Raw genomic sequence first — 18,161 nt, 5'->3', positions numbered from 1 at the left:
CTTCCTCGGACGGGAGGCGATGTTGCTCCAACAATCCGTATGAACGGTCATGAGCGACGCGTGGATCTCTAGGAAACGGGAAGTCGATTGCAGTCTCGGGAACTCAGGTTGGGGCCGGCTTGCGAGCCGAGGCTTCTTGGCGATCTACGGCGATCTGGTCTGGGAGCGACGCCCGAAATTGACAGCCTGGGGCGTCTTCCCATAATGACCGCGAATTTCGAGGGCCTGCCCCTTCATGTAAATCGTCGATTTTCGGGGCGGACCGTGCGCGGCGTTTTGGAATGCAGGGAGGTGGAGCATGAACCGTTGCGGATGGAAGGCGGCCGGCGCGGGGTGGCTAGCGGTCCTTCTGGCGGCGGCTCCGGCCCTGGCGGCGGATGATCCGATCGCGATGGAGGAGAAGGTCGGCCCGGGGGCGATCACGGCGGCCCGGATCGAGCTGAAGGCCCACGGCCAGTTCCAGCGGTCGCTCCCTCCCGACGCCATGACGGCCGACGCCAAGCTCCCGAAACCGCTTGAGGTCGACGTTCAGACCAGGATCGTCTATCGGGAGCGACTTTTGCCGGGGCCGAAGCGGCGGTCGGTGCGTCTGGTCAAGCAGGCGGCCTCGGCGATCAACGGCGAGATCCGCCCGACCGCCCGCGAGTTGCGGCCCGAATTGTCGCTGCTGGTTGCTGAGCGTCGTGACGCGGACGGCTCGGCGACGGTCTTCAGCCCAGCCGGGTCGTTGACCCGCGGCGAGTTGGAACTGGTCGAGGGCCTGGGCGACACGCTCTGCCTGCTCGACCTGCTGCCGGAAACGCCTGTTGCGAAAGGAAAGCCGTGGGACGTCCGCAAAACGGCATTGTGGGCGATCACGGGCTATGACTCGGTGACGTCCAGCACCATGAAGGGGGAGGTCGAGTCGACGACCGGCGACGAGGTTCGGGTGACGATCCGAGGAGAGGTCAAGGGCCTGGTCCTGGGGGCCGAGGGGGCCATGACCTGCGACGGCTTCCTCACCTTCGACCGCAAGGCGGGAATGATCACGGCGCTGGAGTTGAACCGGACCGAGAGTCGGCGGCCCGGAGAGATCGAGGCGGGCCTGGAGTTGAAAAGCACGCTGACGATCGTTCGTCGAGGAGGTCTGGAGGCTCCCGCGGAGCTGTCCGACGCGGCTGTCGCTGCGCTCTCGCCCGAGGCGACCCCCTCGCGGCTGTTGCTTCAACTCATCGCTCCCGACGGTCGATACAACCTGCTCCACGATCGGTCGTGGCACACCCACTGGGACGACCGCAAATTAGTGGTTCTTAAGAAGTACGCCGAAGGTCGGGTCAAGGCTCAGTGCAACCTCGTCTACGGCCCCGATGCTCCCAAGGGGAAGCACCAGGACGTCCAGGAGTTTGAGCGGGACGTGCGACGGGCACTCAAGGATCGGATCGATCACGTGATCGGCGGCGGCGAGGTTCCCGGCGACGCCGACGGCGGATTCCGCTGGAAGCTCGGCGTCCAGGGGATGCAGGGTGATCTGGGGGTGGTCTGGTACTACTACCTCCTGGCGAGCCCTCGCGGCGAGCAGCTCATGGCGACGTTCACCATGGCGGATTCGGACGCCGGGGCGTTCGGTGGCGAGGATGAGACGATCGTCGGGACGCTTCAGTGGAACGATCCGCCGTTGGCCTCAGGCCGATGACCGGACCTCTCGACCGGAAAAAGCAAGACCCAGGGTTCCCCCAGGCCCCGCCCGAAAGCTATGGTGGACGAAGGGGGTCCTCAAACACGCCGGTTTCTCAACATGAAGGTGCGCCGACATGCGTGAAGCGCCGAACCGAGGGATAGGCCGCCGGATGAAGGCGGCGGCGATCACCTGGATCTGGATGCTCGTGTGCGGAGCGGCCCCGGGAGTCTCGCCCGGTCAGGCCGTCGCGCCGACGCCGGCCGTCGAGCCGGCTCAGGAGCCGGCCGACGTCGACGACTCGAAGGGGGAGACCCAGCCTCTCAGCCTTCGTTATCGCTTCGTCGAACGTTACGCCGAGACCGCCGACCCGGCCCATCCGAACTGGCTCACGCAGTATCAGGTGGGCGTCCGCGAGAAGCTCAAGGAAACGCGTGAGAAGGCCCAGGGGGCCCCCGACAAGTCCGAGACGACCCTCCAGACCATCTATACCGAGCGAGCGCTGAAGACGACGCCCAATCACGTCGTGACGGACGTCGTCCGCCGTTACGACCGCGTTAACCTGACGACCTCGCTCGCCGATCACCGGCCGTTCAAGAATCCCGGCTTCCTGGAGCGGCTCACGCTTTGGTACCGCCTCCGGCCGGGACGGCCGGTGGAGTTGTCCAATTTGTCCAACGGCCGAATCCTGCGCCAGATGGAGTTCGACCGGATCACCCAGAATCCGTTCCTGCCGCAGCTGGCGACTCTGCTTCCGACGACGCCGAGAAGGGTGGGCGACCGCTGGGCCGTCCCCCGAGGGACGATCGCCGTGCTCTTCGGCGAGGTGCCGCTCGACGAGGGCTACGAGGTCGAGGCCGAGTTGACCGACGTTCGAGCCGCCGGCCCAGGCTCCTCCTCAATGACGGCCGTCCTGGCGATCAAGGGGCAACTCGTCATGATGGAAGGCCCCCTGTCGCTGAATGCGGAGATCGAGTTCGCATTCGACGCCCCTCCGGCGGATGCGCCTGCGGCGCCGGCCGCCCCCGGCCAGCCGAAGCCCAGGCCTGGCGTTGTCGAAGCTGAGGGCTGGATCTCCAAGATTCGGATGGCCCAGGTCGTCACTCTCCCCGTCCCCGGCGACGAGACCGGCCGACTGAACCTGACGCGGACTCGTGAGTTGATCGTCGAACGCCGCGCCCGGCCGTCGGAACTCGGGACTGAGGCGGCCATGCCGATTCCGGTCCCCGAGGCTCCTCCAGAGGACGAGGCCCATACCTGGGTGGTCTACGACGATCATCAAGGTCGGTTCCATTTCGCCCATCCTCAGAACCTACGAGTCGTCCACGTCTATCCCGACGGCAGCGTCGATCTGCTCGACCGCCGGCCGGACGGCCAGGACGCGGTCTCCATCAACTTCATTCCCAAGACGGGCGATCCCTCACGCGACCGCGTCGCCGCCGACCCGAATGAACATCGCCGGGACCTGGTTCAGCGATGGCGAGCCCAGGGCCAGGAGGTTCAGATGGGGGATTCCGGCTGGCTCAAGGAGGCTGACTGGTCGCCGCTCCATCGCAAGGTCTACCGTCTGGAGGCCGCTCTCAAGCCCACCGGCGAGCAGGCTACGATCCGGGGCGACCGGCTTTACGCCGACTACTACGTCGTTCAGTTCACTCGAGACCAGAACCTGGTGGTGACCGCTCTGACGGCCCGTGACCTTCACGTCCCCTTCCGGGAACAGGCTGAGGGGGTCATCAAGAGCTTCACTTTCGGACCGTCCGACGCCCCCGTCCAGCCCGGCTCGCTGCCATCGCCGACGGGGACTGCGGCCGAGACCGCCCCGGCCCCCTCTCCATGATCCGCCAGGGTGGACGATCGTTCCGATGATTGATTGTCTGCGTCGAGAAAATTGCGGTCGCGGACTGTGCGGAGGAAGAGCCGGGATACTATCTGATATGGCGATCGACGCGAAACTCCTCCGGGACGCGACGATCGCCGTCCCAAAACCCCGGCCGGCCCGTATGGTAGGAAGGCCCGGGCCGTGTAAGCCCGTCGAACCCGCAGGAAACCGCGATGCGCGTGATCCTGGAAGTCCTCAAAGGCCCCCGGACGGGCCGGACGTTCATCTTCGATCGACAAGACACCTTCGTCGTGGGGCGTTCGCAGTTCGTCCACTGTCCGATCAACGACGCAGCCCTGTCGCGCGACCACTTCCTGATCGAGATCAACCCCCCGCGTTGCGAACTCCGCGACCTCGACAGCACCAACGGGACGTTCGTCAACAATGAGCGGATCGACCGGACCCGGCTGAGCACAGGCGATCTGATCGCCGCAGGACAGAGCCTCTTCCGCATCGTCGTCGAGTCCACGCCCCCGCTGCCGAACCGTTCGCCCTCCTCGAGCATGGCGATCCCCACTCGCGACGCCATCATCTGCGCCGGCTGCGGGAGCCCCGCGCCGATGAACCTGACGGTCAACAACGTCGTCGGGGCCGGCCCTGACGAGCCCGTCGAGTGGTGGTGCTCCGCCTGCCGGGCGGAGGTCGCCGCGCTTCCGCAACCGGTGCCCCACTATACGATGATCCGCGAACTGGGCCGCGGCGCCATGGGGGTCGTTTATCAGGCCCGGCACAACGGCAGCGGCAAGATGGTCGCTCTGAAGCTGATCATGCCGGAGACCGCCACCACCCGCGCGGCCATCGACCGATTCCAGCGCGAGATGTCGGTCATCAGCCAGCTTCGCCACGAGAACATCGTCGAATGGTACGAGCAGGGCGCCTCTCGCGGCCAGTTCTGGTTCGCCATGGAGTACGTCAACGGCCCCAACCTTGAAGCTCTCGCCAACATCGACCCCGGCCGTTACCCCACCGACCAGGGCTGCCGCCTGGCCTGCCAGATCCTCAAGGGCCTGGAGCACGCCCACAAACGAGGCTTCATTCACCGCGACATCAAGCCGGAAAACATCCTGATCGGCCAGACCGATGAGGGCTCGGTCGCCAAGATCTCCGACTTCGGACTCGCCAAGAGCTTCCGCAGCGTCGGACTCTCTGGCCTGACCTTCTCCGGCGAGATGCGCGGCACGATCCCGTTCATGCCCCCTGAGCAGATGACCGACTTCCGGACGGTTCGTCCCCAGGCCGACCTTTACGCCACCGCCGCCACTCTCTATTTCCTGCTCACCGCCAAATTCATCTACGACGACCCCGCCGGCGGCGACGACCTCATCAAGATGCTCCTGGAAGAGCACCCGATCCCCATCCTCGAACGTCGGCCCAACGTTCCCGGCGACCTCGCCGCGGTCATCGGCAAGTGCCTCTCCCGCGATCCCGAGCAGCGCTTCCCCGACGCCACCACCATGCGCCGGGCTCTGAAACCCTTCTGCTGAGACCGTCGCGGCGGCTTCGATTGGGTTCGCTTGTTTCGGCGATCGCGACACAAATCCAATTGTGATCTGGTTTTGCGTCTTTGGCGATTGGGTTCGCTCGCGCACTTTCGTTGCGCTCGGCGACACCCCGTCCGTCCGCGTTTCTTGATCCCGTCGTCTTATCAAGGAGCCGGGATGTGGATGCATCCCTATCTTGATGATACGACAGATTTGCCCGTTCTTTTCGGCTGGTCGGGTTATTTGGCCGAATGTCGGACGATGGTCCCTTCCTGAAGGAAGATGACGGCCTGGGCGATCCCCGTGGCGTGGTCGGCGATCCGTTCCAGGTTACGGGCCGAGTTGAGCAGCAGGAGCCAGCCGTCGAGCTGATCGGCGTGGGCAGCGAGTTGCTCCTTGAGACCACGGCGGACGTTGCGGTAGGCGTCGTCGATCGTCTGATCACCGGCGATCAGCTTGCGCGCGGCCTCGGCGTCGGACTGCTTAAGGGCCGTCTGGGAGGCCTTCACATGCACGAAAACGGCCCGGGCCAGGTCTTTCAGGTCTTCGGGGGCGACGATCTCGGGGTGCTTACGGGCCAGCTTGCGCACCCGTCGGGCGACACGAAGGGCCAGGTCGGCGACCCGCTCCCAGTCGCGATTCACCTTCAACACCGTCGCCAGTCGGCGTAGGTCGGACGCAACCGGCTCGTAGAGGGCCAGGACCCGCAGGCATTCCTGCTCGATCTTCACCTCCTTACGGTCCGATTCCTCCTCCTCCTCCTTCACCTCGGCGATCAGGTCGAGCCGGCCCTCGCAGACAGCCTGCACGCACTTCTCCAGCGAGCCGACCACCGCGTCCCCCAACGCCAGCAATTCGGCCCAGAGCGCATCCTGCTCGCGGAACGTGTGCCGGGGAAAGCCGCCAGACGGGGCGGAACCCTCCGAGGATCGACTCGACGCCATGGTTCGGCCTCCAGGAGAGAGGATGGGGTAGGACGGGACCGAGCCTCGGCGCGGGCGTCTCGACGCGGATTAAGGACGGCCTCCATTCTTCCCCGCCGAGCCCAGCGGATTCAAGCCCGATCGGCCCCTCGGAATTCGCTTGACATCCGTACGAGCGGAATTACTATGAGCCGAAGTACTACGATATGTAGTATGACGAATGTCGCTGAGTGCCGAGAGGACGACGGCCATGGCTCGAGCGTCGATCGACGAGCTGGGAGAGCTTCAGAAGGCCACGATGGAGGCCGTCTGGGATCTGGGCGAGGGGACGGTGCAGCAGGTGCGGGACCGGCTCGACCGGGACCCGCCGCCGGCTTACACGACGATCCTCTCGGTCTTGCAGAAGCTGGAGAAGGCCGGGTGGCTGAGTCACCGGGCCGAGGGGAGGAGTTACGTCTACCTCCCGACGCGGAGCCGGGACGAGGCCGGTTCGTCGACCCTGCGACGGTTCATCGACCGGGCCTTCCGGGGCGACCCGCTCCTGATGTTCCGGCGACTGCTGGAAGACGACGAGCTGAGCGCGGAGGACCTGGCCGAGATCAAGCGGTTGATCGATCAGAAGCGGCGGAAGGAGGGGCGTCATGGATGACCTGCAGTGGCTTCGAGCGGTTGACTCCCTGATCTGGACGGTCGCCTGGCAGGCGACGACGTTCCTCGCCCTGGGCCTGGCGGCGAGCTTCGCGCTCCGTCGACGCCCCGCGCGGGCTCATCAGGCCTTGCTGCTCGCTATGCTCGGGGCCGTGGCCGCCCCGGCCCTGACCGAGGCCGGCCGACGTCTCGGCCTCGGCCTCTGGGCCGAGGACTCTCAATCGCCGGTCCTCGCCGCGTCCGTCGCGGCCGCCCCCGCCTGGTCGAGACCCGATGTCGGGCCGGTCCCTTCCCCCGCAGCGATACCTGAGCCCCCTCGGGCGACGCCGGCTCCTCTCCCTTCTGCGATGGGCGGCGATGCGGTTATTGATGTCGCCGACCAGCAATCACGGCCCTTCCCGTGGCGCACGCTCCTGCTGGCGACGTGGGGGGCGGCATCGGCCATGCTGCTGATTCGACTGGCCGCGTCGTTCGTGGCCGGTCGAGGCCTGGTCCGTCGCGCCGAGGTCGTGGCTGACGGTGCTGTCGATGAGGGGCTCGCCGCCGCGGCGCGAGGGCTCGGCTTGGACGTCACGCCTGGGATTGCCAGGTCGACCGAGGTCCGCTGTCCCGTCATCTGGTGCTGGGGCTCTCGCCCGCTCCTCCTCATGCCGAGCGCGAACCCGAACAAAGCCATGGATCAGGTCGCCGTCTTCCGCCACGAGCTGGCGCACTGGAGGCGTCGCGACCACCTCTCGACGTTGGCCGCCGAACTGCTCGTCGTCCTGCTCCCCTGGCATCCCCTGGCCTGGGCGGCGCGTGCTCGGCTGGGGAGCCTCGCCGAGTCGGCCTGCGACGATTGGGTGCTCGCGGGGGGCACGCCGGCCGCCGATTACGCGGCGGCACTCCTGGGTCTTCTCCCGCAGCCATACTCCCCCGCCCTGGCGGCGGCCTCGGGCCGCAGAGGGCTGCGGCAACGGATCGTCCGAATCCTCTCCGACCACCTGCCGATCCCCACCGCCGGCCCGCGCTGGACCGCCGCCGCCTGCCTGGCGATGCTCCTGGCCGCCTCTCTTGCCGCGCTGGCCCAAGCTCGGCCGGTGTCCCCGACGTTGGAGGAGCCCGAGAAGGCCGGTGCCTCCGCGAAAATCGATACCTCGACGAAGACTATCCGCGGGAAGGTGCTCGGTCCCGACGGCAAACCCCTGGCCGGGGCGACTGTCCTGCAGGTTGGAGCCCAGCCCTCCAAGCTTCCGTTCATTGCTCTACCGCGTGGCACCGGCCGCGAGATCAGGACCATCGGCCGTGCGTTGACCGGTGCGGATGGAACTTTCGCGATGAGCGGACAGTTTCTCGAGGCCGACTACGAGAAACTCGACACCTTCTACATCCATCTCGTCGCCCGACATCCCGGGACGGGCCTGCTGAGCGTGTTCGTGAAGCCCCAGGATCTGGCGGAGGGCCTCACGCTCAACCTCCCGGGCGAACAGGTCGTCCGTGGACGCCTGCTGACTTCCAGCGGCGTACCCGCCGAGGGTGTTCGAGTCGTGCTCCAGGACTTTGGCACTGGCAATTCAACCGAGATGCGCGGCGATAGTACGTCGTGGCTCCAGAAGGACGAGTACTTGCCCGACTACTGGCCTCGGTCCACCCTCACCGACTCGGACGGCCGGTTCGTCATGGAGGGCCTGCCGGCCGCCATGTACGTGACATTGAGCTTCTGGCATACGGACTTCGCCGTCGACGAGGTGACAGTCAATACGAACCCCGATCAGGCCCTTTCCCCAGAGTTCAAGAAGTATGGGATCAAGCCCGTCGAACCGACGTTCGAACACGTCCTGGAGCCAGCCAGACCGGTCGAAGGCCGCGTGACTGACCGAGCTACGGGTGCCCCACTCGCTGACGTTGAAATGCGGGTTTCCAGCATGCGAGAACGAGGGGGGCACTTCTTCCAGATCCGGACTGATGCCAACGGTCGCTACCGTGTCTCGGGTCACATGGCGGACTGGTTCTACTGGGTCCATGCCTATCCGCCGACCGAGTCCGGCTACGTGGCGATGCGCGATTACCGCGATCTCTCGAAGACCGAGACGAAGTCGCTGGAAATCGACATGGCCCTCGACCGGGGAAAGGTCGTCTCCGGCCGCGTGCTCGATGACGACGGCAAGTCGCCGATAGCCGATGCGGCGGTTATCTACCAGGCGGAGCGCATCGGCCGGAAGGAAAAGGGAGAGTACGTGTTGGACAACTCCGTCGTGACCGACGGAGACGGTTGGTTTCAGATCGTCGCCCTTCCGGGCAAAGGCTTCCTGGCCGTCGAAGGGCCAACGGATCAATATGTCCGCACGACGCGACGTCGAGGCATGAACTATCTGGCCGATGTGCATCCCCACGGGGCGCTGGACGTCGACCTTTCGTTGGATCGCGACGCCCCGCCGGTAGAGATCGAGTTGCGTAAGGGCAAGCCTTTGGAGGCCCGCGTGCTCGACCCCGACGGCCGGCCGATGGACGCCTTCGTGGCGATGTACAAGGGGATCGACGCGGCGCTCGTCCATGGCGGGGGGGACGGCCGTCCCTTCACGAATGGCCTGTTCCGCATCCCGAACGCCGATCCGGAGAAGACCTACCGCGTCTACCTCGTCGCCACCGCTCGCCGCCTGGCGGCGGTCGCCGAGTTGAAGCTGGATCCGTCCGGGAAACCGCTGGAGGTCCGCCTCCAGCCGAGCGCGACCATCAAAGGGAAGATCGAGGGGAAGGGGCCTGGGTTCCGGGCCGATCTTCGGATGCTCCATTCCCCGATGCCCAGGGAGTACACGCAAAGAGAACGCGATGACGAGGCAAACTGGGAGTTCTACAGCCACGTTCTGGGCTTCAAGGACTTCAAGTTCTACGAAAACCAACCCCAGCCGGACGGGACCTTCTCCTTCGAGGCGGTAATTCCGGGCGTCGGATACCAGGTTTCTGGGCGTGCAGGTGCTCGTGAGGTTGAGACCATCGTCTGGAACCTTAAGCCGGGCGAAGTTCGCGACATCGGGACTCTGAATCTGAAGGAACGGCGGAAGGAGGAGCGTCATGACTGAGCTGGAGATGCTTCGGGCGGCCGATTCCCTGATCTTGACGGTCGCCTGGCAGGCGACGATGTTCCTCGCCCTGGGGCTGGCGGCGAGCTTCGCTCTTCGGCGACGCCCGGCGCGGGCCCACCAGGCGCTCATGCTGGCGATGTTCGGGGCCGTCGCCGCCCCGCTGCTCACCGAGGCCGGCCGCCGGCTCGGCCTGGGGATGTGGGGCGAGAAGTCTGTGACGTCGGTCATCGCGGCGGCGACTCCTGCTCCATCCATCCCGTCGCACCCGGAACGAAGGCCGGTTCCCTCCACTTCCCCGATGCCGGTCGCTTCTTCGCCCGCGTCGTCTCCCTCTCGCCCCCTGAATGTCGAGAGCCCTCCCCTTTCTCTGCCCCCCCGGCCCTTCCCGTGGCGGTCGGTCTTGCTGGCGGCCTGGGCCGCGGCGTCGGCCGTGATGCTCGTCAGGCTTGCCGCCTCGTTCGCGAGTGGTCGGCGGCTGGTCCGTCGGGCCGAGGTCGTCGTTGATGGCGCCGTTGACGAGGGACTTGCCGCGGCGGCGAAGGGCCTGGGTCTGGGCCTGCACGCCTCCCCTGCCCTGGCGCGATCGGCCGATGTCCGCTGCCCGGTGATCTGGTGCTGGGGAAGCCGGCCGCTCCTGCTGCTGCCGATGGTTGAGGCGGCCGGCGAGGGCGTGGACCGGGTCGCCGTCTTCCGTCACGAGCTGGCGCACTGGCGGCGTCGCGACCACCTTTCGACGCTCGCGGCCGAGTTGCTCGTGGTCCTGCTCCCCTGGCATCTGCTGGCCTGGGCGGTTCGGGCCCAGCTGGGAAGGCTTGCGGAACTGGCCTGCGACGATTGGGTGCTCGCGGGAGGGACGTCGGCCTCGGACTACGCGGCGACGCTCCTGGGACTGATCCCCCAGCCGCACTCCCCTGCTCTCGCAGCGGCCTCGGGCCGCAGCGGCCTGCGGCATCGGATCGTCCGAATCCTCTCCGACAATCTCCCCGATCCGGCCGCCGGCCCGCGCTGGACGGCCGCCGCCTGCCTGGCGATGCTCCTGGCCGCCTCGCTCGCGGCCCTCGCCCAGGCTCGCCCCGCGGCTAAACCGGACGAACCACCGCAGGCCGCCGACCCGCCGAAGGAGGAGGCTCCGATGAAGACCGTGCGCGGGAAGGTTCTGGACCCGGACGGCAAGCCCGTGCCGGGGGCGACGGTCATGTGGATCGGCAGCCGCAAGCCGAGGCTCCCTTACGTGGCCATGCCCCGTGGCGACCGCGCGGCGCATCCAAGGGTTGAGACGATCGCCCGGGGGCAGACCGGCGCAGACGGCGGCTTCACCATCGACGCCCGATATCGCGATGAGGATTACGAGAAATTCAACGGGATCCACATCCAGCTCGTCGTCCGTCATCCGGGGACCGGCATGCTGAGCGTGGCCTTGAAACCCAGGGAGGAGACGGAAGGCGTGACGCTCAACCTCCCGCGCGAGCAGGTCGTCCGCGGCCGATTGCTGACGCCCGGCGGCATGCCGGCCGAGGGCGTGCGGGTCATGCTTCAGGGCTTCCACAACGACAACAACCCCGTGGATCTTCGCGGGGCCTTCGTCGGCAACGTCGAGAAGGACGAGGACCTGCCCGATTACTGGCCGCGATCCGTTCATACCGACGCCGACGGCCGGTTCGAGATGCAGGGGGTCCCGGTCGGCATGTACGTCAACCTGGAATTCCGCCACCCGGAATTCGCCGTGGACGAGGTCACGGTCAACACAATCCCCGAGCGCACCCTCTCCCCCGGCATCAAGGGGTTCGAGATCGAGCCCGTCGAGCCCACGTTCGAACACGTCCTGGAGCCGGCGCGGCCCGTCGAGGGCCGAGTGACCGATCATGACACCGGCGCCCCGCTGGCCGACGTGTACGTCGAGGTCATCCCCATGCGTCGGCATGGCGGCCAGACGTTCTCGACGCGCAGCGACGCCGACGGCCGCTACCGCGTTTCGGGCCACACAACCGACGGAACCTACTTCATCACGGCCTTCCCCTCGGCGAGGTCCGGCTACCTGACGCTCTCCGAGCGCCGAGAGGGGGCGACGGCGCAAGGGAAGTCGCTGAAGGTTGACCTGGCCCTCGACAAAGGGCGACTCGTGGCCGGCCGGGTGGTCGACCACGACGACAAGACGCCCGTCGCCGGCGCGGCGGTTGTCTACCAGCCTGAGCCCAAGAACCCGAACAACAAACGCGACTACGACCTGAGGAGCCCCGTTTCGGTCGACGCCGACGGCCGGTTCCGTATCACCGTGCTCCCTGGCAAGGGCTTCCTGGCTGTCGAGGCGCCGAAGGACGAGTACATCCGGACGAGCCGACGATCCCCGATGCGATCAGTAGACATCCACCCCCATGGTCTTCTCGAAGTCGACATTCCCAAGGAGGGGGACGTCCCTCCGGTTGAAATCGAGCTTCGCAAGGGGAAGACGCTGGAGGCTCGCGTCCTTGACCCAGACGGCCGGCCGGTCGACGTCTTCACGGCGATGTTCAAGGGGATCGACGCCAAACTGATCGACGTCTGGAACCAGGGCCGGCGCTTCTCGGACGGCCTGTTCCGCATCCCCGGAGCCGATCCTGAGAAGACGTATCGCGTCTACCTCATCTCGACGGCCCGCCGCTTGGCGACCGTCGCGGAGTTGAAGCTGGATCCGACGGGCAAGCCGCTGGAGGTTCGACTCCAGCCGACCGCGACCGTCAAGGGGAAGGTGGCCGGCGGCGTGGGGAACGTTCAGGTCTATCCCATGCTGCTCTTCTCGCCCGTGCCGAAGGAGTACAAGCGGGACGAACTCTTCGACGGTTCTGTCGCCAGCCACTATTCGAACATCCTGGGCCAGGAGGATTTCTACTTCCACCGCGACCAACCCCAGCCGGATGGGACGTTCGCCTTCGAGGCGCTCATCCCCGGAGCCGGCGTCGAGATCGCCGGCGGAAGCGGCGATCGAGAGGTCACCATGCTCATCTGGGATCTGAAGCCGGGCGAGGTCCGCGACATCGGAACCCTCACCCTGAAGGAGCGTGAGCGATGACGCGTACGTCCCCTTCCCTCTTCGACGACCCCCGCGCCGCGTGGGAACCGTACAACCCCTCGTCGGCCGAGCCGTGGGATGCGGCGCGGGTCGCCCACCTGCGCCGGCGGGCGGGTTTCGGGGCGACGTGGGGGCAGATCACGCGGGACGCGGCCGAGGGCTTCGAGCCCTCGATCCGCCGCGTGCTCGACGGCGAGGCCCGCACGCCGGACGGTCGCGAGGCGGCGGCCTTCGAGTCGCTCGTGGAAACGATGCGGCAGTCGTTTTTCCGCAGGCCGTCGATGGAGCGGGTATCGCTCCTGTGGACCTATCGACTGGTCTTCTCGCCCCACCCGCTGGCCGAGGTGATGACGCTGGCCTGGCACTCGCACTACGCGAGCAGCCAGGACAAGGTCGGCTCGCCCGAGGCCATGCTGGAGCAGAACCGAGCCCTCCGCCTGCACTGGCGGGCGCGGATGAGCCGGCTGCACTCGGCGATGCTGTCGGATACGGCGATGCTGGCCTGGCTCGACGGGATCGGCAGCACGAAGGCTTCGCCGAACGAAAACCTGGGCCGTGAGTTCCTGGAACTGTTCGCGCTCGGTCCCGGCAACTACACCGAGAAGGACGTTCGCGAGACCGCCCGCGCCTTCACCGGCTGGCGGCGGACGTCTTACCAGCCGCTGAAGGCCCTCCAGGACGGGGAGGACGTCGACCACGCCTCCAAAACCATCCTGGGCGAGACGGGCGACTGGCTCCAGGACGATGTCGTGCGGATCGTTCTGCGCCAGCCCGCCGCGGCCGAGCACGTCGCACGACGGCTTTATCGCACGTTCGTCGTCGACGCCCCGCCGAGCCGCGAGTTGATCGCCCCGCTCGCCGAGGCGATGCGCGTCGACGGCGACGTGGACGTGGCGAAAGGGATCGAGACAATCCTGCGATCGCGGCTGTTCCACTCGGCCGAGTGCCGGGCGCGGATGGTCAAGAGCCCCGCGATGCTGGCCGTCGGGGCCGTGCGGGCCTGCGAGGGATTCCACCCTCCCGTCGACCTGGCGGCGCTGGAACGATGGCTCGGCCGGATGGGCCAGCGGTTGTTCCACCCGCCGGGGGTCGCCGGATGGCCGGCGGGCCCGTCCTGGCTCGACGACGCCACAATCGTCGCCCGCGTCAACTTCGCCGCGTGGTTCACGGGAGCGGAGTCCGGACTTTCCGGCGGTCATTTCCAGGATCTCGCCGACCGCCACGGCTGGAAGACGGCCGAGGAACGGCGTGACGGCTTCTCCACGTTGCTCCTCGCCGCTCCGCTCGGCTCGCTTGCCGAAGACGACGCGGCGCGGATCGTTCGGCTCATGCTTTCATCACCCGAAGGGCAACTCGCCTGAAACCCTGGAGGTCGGCATGCACACTCGTCGCACGTTCCTGAAAGAGACGGCCGCCGCGTGTTCGGTCGGCGCGTCGGCCCCGTTGTTCTGGCGACGCGCTGCGGGAGCGGCGGAAGCTCGCCGGGATGCCACGATTCTCGTCGTCGTCGAACTGACCGGCGGCAACGACGGCCTCAACACGGTCGTCCCTCACGGCGACGACGTGTACGTCAAGAGCCGGCCGACGCTGGCCGTCAAGCCTGACAAGACGCTGAAGCTCGACGACCGCGTCGGCCTGAACGACGCTCTCAAACCACTGCACGCGTTCTGGGAGCGCGGGGACCTGGCCGTGGTGCAGCAGGTCGGTTACCCGGAGCCGAATCGGTCGCACTTCGAGTCGATGGCGATCTGGCAGGGAGGAGCCCCTGGCCAGCCGCTTCCCACCGGCTGGCTGGGCCGCGCAGCCGACCTTCGCCCCGAGCTGAAGGCGCGGCACGTCGGACCGCCCGGTGCGCCGCTGGGCGTTCGCGGCGTTCATGTCGTCCCGCAGTCGATCGCCGATCCGGCCGACTTCCACCTGGCCCCTGGCGCCATGCTGGACGCTTCCTCGATCACGGAGGGCGGCCCGGCGCTCGATGCCGTCAGGGCTCGGTTCCAGGGGGCCCGGGAACTGCTGGCGAAGCTCGACGACCTTCCCCCCGCCTCGACGACGGCCGGCGACGATGATCTGCCGTTCCAGGGCCGCATGGAAACGATCCGCCGGATGATCCTGGCCGACGCCTCGACGCGGGTTTACTACACGTCGCTGGAGGGCTTCGACACCCACTCCGCCCAGCAGTACACGCACCGACGGCTGCTTCAATCGCTGGGCAAGGGGATCGCCGCCCTGCTCGACGGCTTGAAGGAACATCGGCTGGACGAACGGGTCGCGGTCCTGGTCTTCTCCGAGTTCGGCCGCCGATTGAAGGAGAACGGCAACGCCGGCACCGACCACGGCGCTCCCGGCCCCGTCCTGCTCGTCGGCCCTGGAGTGAAGGGAGGTTTGATCGGCCCGCCTCCGGACCTGAGCCGCCTCGACGAGACGGGCGATCCGCTCTTCGCCGTCGATTTCCGCGACGTCTACTCGGGCGTTCTGCGTGACTGGCTGGACGTCGATCCAACGGCCGTCGTCGGTCGGCGCGAGTCCGTCCCGACGTTGTTCGGCTGATTACTCGATGTGCACGACCCGCCAGCCTTGCCGGACCAGGAAGTCGGCGATCGTCCGGCGGTGGCAATCGGCCACGCGCTTCTCCGCGCAGAGCAAACAGAAGGGGCCCGGCAGCTCGACGAGCCGGTCGGTGAGGAGGTCGCCGGCGCGGTCGATCAACTCGGTGTAGCGGGCCGTCCACTCGTCACGGTCGAGGAAGACGTTCCCCAACTCCGGCAGCCATTGGTAAGCGATCCCGGCGTCGGCCAGCAGTTTCTCGATCCCCTTGTCGGCGGTCTTCGCCTTCGTGTAGGCCCCCATGCTGGCTCGATCCGGCCGGGCGCGGACGTCGGCGACGAGCTTCACCCCGTGGGCTCGCAACAGGCCCGTGAACTCTTCCGGGGGGCGGCCGCCGTAGCCGATGGTGAAGAAACCGCGTGAGGCGTCACTCATGGCGGAGGGACTCGCCGAGGTTCAATCGTACCAGTAGTCGCTCAAGACACCCGACACCTTGCCGTCCTTGATGTAGATCCAGCGCCTCCAGAAGCCCAGGGTGGTCTCGGTGAATTCGGTGTATTCCCAGGTCTCGATCCCCCGATTGCCCGACGGGGTTCGGGCGAGGGGCGGGCCGAGGACCTTCTCGACTTCGTCGGCGGGCGCACCGACGGCGATCTGATGGAACCGGTCCTCGTCGAAGCCCGGGGCGTAGACCGTTCCCGAATCGTAAAGCACCCAGCCGACGACCGCGATCACGAGCGCGATCCAGGCGATCATGATGGAGAGGCCGCGCAAGGTCCCCGGGATGATCCGGGGAGGCTCGTCCTCGTCGCGGCGGTGAAACAGGCCGAACTCCCAGAGCGCCGTCCGGATTCCGAGGCCGAGGAGCAGCCCAGGCGTCACGGCGAGGAAGAGTGAGAGCGTAACGCGCGCGGCCGTGGCGTTCTTCTCGACGTAGGGGGGCTCGTAGCCCAGCAAGATCGCCAGCCGGTGGAGCAAGTAGACGCCGCCTCCCAGCGGCGCCCAGCACATCCAGGCGCCGCGGCCCGCATGTCGAGTCCCCAGGACGACGGCCGCCGTCAGGAAGACGTACAAGGGCCAGCCGGCCGGATAATCCACCAGCCCGCTGTGGATGTCGAAGAGCCCCCACGCCAGCGTGAAGGCCGACGCTTCCCAGAACGGCTGGAGCCGGGTCGCCCAGGTCTTCCACGGAGAGGAGGACTTACGCATCGGTCGGCCTCCATCGGGGCGGGGCGATGATCCACGCCGCCGCAACCGCAGCGCCGAAGGCGACGTAGACGACGGTGAAGACCCAGGGCTCAGCCTGGAAGAAGATCAGCCGATGGACCCAGTGGGCGATGAAGTCGCCCTCGAAGGATGTCTGGCCGGCCTGTTCTCGGAAGCGGTGCTCCCAGACGGTCAGCGGGCACGGCACGCCCGCCAGCGACTCGCCGACGACGATCGCGATCATCGCCAGGTGGATCGATCGGAACCATCGATTCCGCACCCAGCGCCAGCCGAAGGCGATCCCCAACAGGATCGCCCCCAGCCCTAGCACCAGGAACATCACCCAGGCGAAGTGGACCAGCGCCACGAGGTTCGCGAGTACGGCCGGACTCATCGAGGGCTCCTCATCGGGGCGTCCGGCCGCACGTCCTCGCCGGCATCGTCAGTCGGCGAGCGACCGACTCGACGCACCTTCGGCGGCGCGACAGATGTGGACGTCAGGTGCGACGCCTTGTCGATCGGCGTAGCCGCGGCGGACGGCTTCCGCGAACTCGTCGGCCTTGTCCGCTTCGACCAGGTTGACGGTGCAGCCCGCCCAGCCGGCGCCCGAGAGCTTGCCTCCGAGGAAGCCGGGCGCGGTTTCGGCGATCTCGACCAGGGCGTCGAGCGCGGGGGAGCTGTTCTCGAAGTCGTCCCGGCTGGAGGCGTGCGAGGCCGAGATGAGCTTGCCGAAGGTCTTGAGTTCGCCGGCGCGCAACGCGGCGACTCCCTGGCGGACGCGCTCGTTCTCGGTCAGGACGTGTCGCGCCCGCTTGCGGCAGACCGGGTCCAGGGCGTCCCACTCGGACTCAAGCTCTTCCAGGGTCACGTCGCGGAGGAGGCTCACCGCGTCGGCGCCCTTCCTGGCCTTGAAGTGGTCGACGACCGTGTTGCACTCGGCGAACCGACGGTTGTACATGCCGTCGGCCAGTTTGCGCGAGGTCTTGGAGTCGCAGACGATGATCGCCGGACCGGGAGAGCCCAGCGGCACCCGGGCGAATTCCAGCGACTGGCAGTCGAGAAACAGGGCGTGGTCCTCGCGGCCGAAGAGGCTGGAGAACTGGTCGAGAAGTCCCGAGGAGACGCCGACGAAGGCGTTCTCGGAGCGGCGGAGGACCATGGCCAGGTCCATCCGAGCGGTGTCTGAGAGGTCGCCGACGTATTGCTCGACCGTCTTGCCGGGCGCGATCCCGGCCTGGAGCAGGAAGAAGGCGACCGAAGCCTGGAGGCTGGCGGACGAGGAAAGCCCTGCGCCCAGGGGGACCTCGCCGGCGACGGCCGCTTCGAAGCCCTGGGTCAGCTCGGCGTCGAGGGCCTCATGCATAGCCCAGACCACGCCTTTGACGTAGTTCGGCCAGGTGCCGACGGGGCCGCGGGTGATCTCCGCGAGCGGGAAACGGGCGGAGCCCTCGAAGTTGGCGGCGTAGACGCGGGCTTCACGGGAAGACGGCGCGACGCGGCCGACCACGGCCGTATAACGGTCGACGGCGGCCGCCATCACGAGTCCGCCGTTGTAGTCGGTGTGGTTGCCCAGCAACTCGACGCGGCCGGGCGCGCGGGCGGCGATTTCCGCGCGAGCCCCGAACTCCGCCTCGAACGCCCTTGCGGCGGCGGCTTCCAGTTCGACGGGGGTCATTTTCAGGCGTCCTGACGTTTGGAGAGAGGCGAGGGGAGGCGGG

Annotated in this window: 13 protein-coding genes; 8 read left to right on the top strand and 5 right to left on the bottom strand. The window is 67.4% G+C overall.

The window, feature by feature from the left end; genetic code table 11:
* The first annotated feature begins 298 nt into the window (after positions 1–298).
* The 3 genes from G5C50_RS12105 to G5C50_RS12095 all read left to right on the top strand — a co-directional run bounded on the left by G5C50_RS12105 (position 299) and on the right by G5C50_RS12095 (position 5,017).
* Positions 299–1,672: a hypothetical protein gene (locus tag G5C50_RS12105; RefSeq protein WP_165069493.1), complete on the top strand. Its 1,374-nt coding sequence runs from the start codon at positions 299–301 to the stop codon at positions 1,670–1,672.
* A gap of 118 nt (positions 1,673–1,790) precedes the next feature.
* Positions 1,791–3,491 carry a hypothetical protein gene (locus G5C50_RS12100; RefSeq protein WP_165069490.1) on the top strand — a complete coding sequence of 567 codons (1,701 nt, stop codon included), beginning with the start codon at positions 1,791–1,793 and terminating at the stop codon, positions 3,489–3,491.
* Between the two features lie 215 nt (positions 3,492–3,706).
* Complete coding sequence (locus tag G5C50_RS12095) at positions 3,707–5,017, top strand: FHA domain-containing serine/threonine-protein kinase (RefSeq protein ID WP_165069488.1); 1,311 nt, start codon at positions 3,707–3,709, stop codon at positions 5,015–5,017.
* A gap of 236 nt (positions 5,018–5,253) precedes the next feature.
* On the opposite strand, the gene phoU is transcribed toward G5C50_RS12095, so the two are convergent.
* Positions 5,254–5,958, bottom strand: coding sequence for a phosphate signaling complex protein PhoU (gene phoU / locus G5C50_RS12090; RefSeq protein ID WP_165069485.1), 705 nt, complete (start codon positions 5,956–5,958; stop codon positions 5,254–5,256).
* 229 nt (positions 5,959–6,187) lie between these two features.
* On the opposite strand from phoU, the gene G5C50_RS12085 reads away from it, so the two are divergent.
* From G5C50_RS12085 to G5C50_RS12065, 5 genes are read left to right on the top strand one after another with little or no spacing between them, the layout of a single operon-like run.
* Positions 6,188–6,586 carry a BlaI/MecI/CopY family transcriptional regulator gene (locus G5C50_RS12085; protein WP_165069483.1) on the top strand — a complete coding sequence of 133 codons (399 nt, stop codon included), beginning with the start codon at positions 6,188–6,190 and terminating at the stop codon, positions 6,584–6,586.
* Positions 6,579–9,644 carry a M56 family metallopeptidase gene (locus tag G5C50_RS12080; protein ID WP_165069480.1) on the top strand — a complete coding sequence of 1,022 codons (3,066 nt, stop codon included), beginning with the start codon at positions 6,579–6,581 and terminating at the stop codon, positions 9,642–9,644. The genes G5C50_RS12085 and G5C50_RS12080 overlap by 8 nt, the downstream gene beginning before the upstream one ends.
* Positions 9,637–12,693, top strand: a complete 3,057-nt coding sequence (locus G5C50_RS12075) for a M56 family metallopeptidase (protein WP_165069478.1) — start codon at positions 9,637–9,639, stop codon at positions 12,691–12,693. The genes G5C50_RS12080 and G5C50_RS12075 overlap by 8 nt, the downstream gene beginning before the upstream one ends.
* The gene (locus tag G5C50_RS12070) at positions 12,690–14,054 is read left to right on the top strand and encodes a DUF1800 domain-containing protein (protein WP_165069475.1); all 1,365 of its coding nucleotides are present in this window, start codon (positions 12,690–12,692) and stop codon (positions 14,052–14,054) included. Before G5C50_RS12075 ends, G5C50_RS12070 begins: the two co-directional genes overlap by 4 nt.
* 16 nt (positions 14,055–14,070) lie before the next feature.
* Positions 14,071–15,240 carry a DUF1501 domain-containing protein gene (locus tag G5C50_RS12065; protein ID WP_165069473.1) on the top strand — a complete coding sequence of 390 codons (1,170 nt, stop codon included), beginning with the start codon at positions 14,071–14,073 and terminating at the stop codon, positions 15,238–15,240.
* Here the strand turns inward: G5C50_RS12065 and G5C50_RS12060 are convergent, their stop codons facing one another.
* The 4 genes from G5C50_RS12060 to galK are packed head-to-tail and all read right to left on the bottom strand — an operon-like array spanning position 15,241 to position 18,118.
* Positions 15,241–15,672: a DUF488 domain-containing protein gene (locus G5C50_RS12060; protein ID WP_165069470.1), complete on the bottom strand. Its 432-nt coding sequence runs from the start codon at positions 15,670–15,672 to the stop codon at positions 15,241–15,243.
* 21 nt (positions 15,673–15,693) lie between these two features.
* Positions 15,694–16,446 (bottom strand): hypothetical protein, encoded by a 753-nt coding sequence (locus G5C50_RS12055; RefSeq protein ID WP_165069468.1) that lies wholly within the window; start codon positions 16,444–16,446, stop codon positions 15,694–15,696.
* Positions 16,439–16,837, bottom strand: coding sequence for a DUF2784 domain-containing protein (locus G5C50_RS12050; RefSeq protein ID WP_165069466.1), 399 nt, complete (start codon positions 16,835–16,837; stop codon positions 16,439–16,441). The genes G5C50_RS12055 and G5C50_RS12050 overlap by 8 nt, the downstream gene beginning before the upstream one ends.
* A gap of 48 nt (positions 16,838–16,885) precedes the next feature.
* Positions 16,886–18,118, bottom strand: coding sequence for a galactokinase (galK, locus tag G5C50_RS12045; RefSeq protein WP_165069463.1), 1,233 nt, complete (start codon positions 18,116–18,118; stop codon positions 16,886–16,888).
* Between the last annotated feature and the right edge of the window lie 43 nt (positions 18,119–18,161).

The organism is Paludisphaera rhizosphaerae (assembly GCF_011065895.1).
Lineage (GTDB): Bacteria > Planctomycetota > Planctomycetia > Isosphaerales > Isosphaeraceae > Paludisphaera > Paludisphaera rhizosphaerae.
The sequence above is the reverse complement of the archived record's forward strand: the minus strand, read 5'-3'. Positions and strand labels throughout refer to the sequence as shown.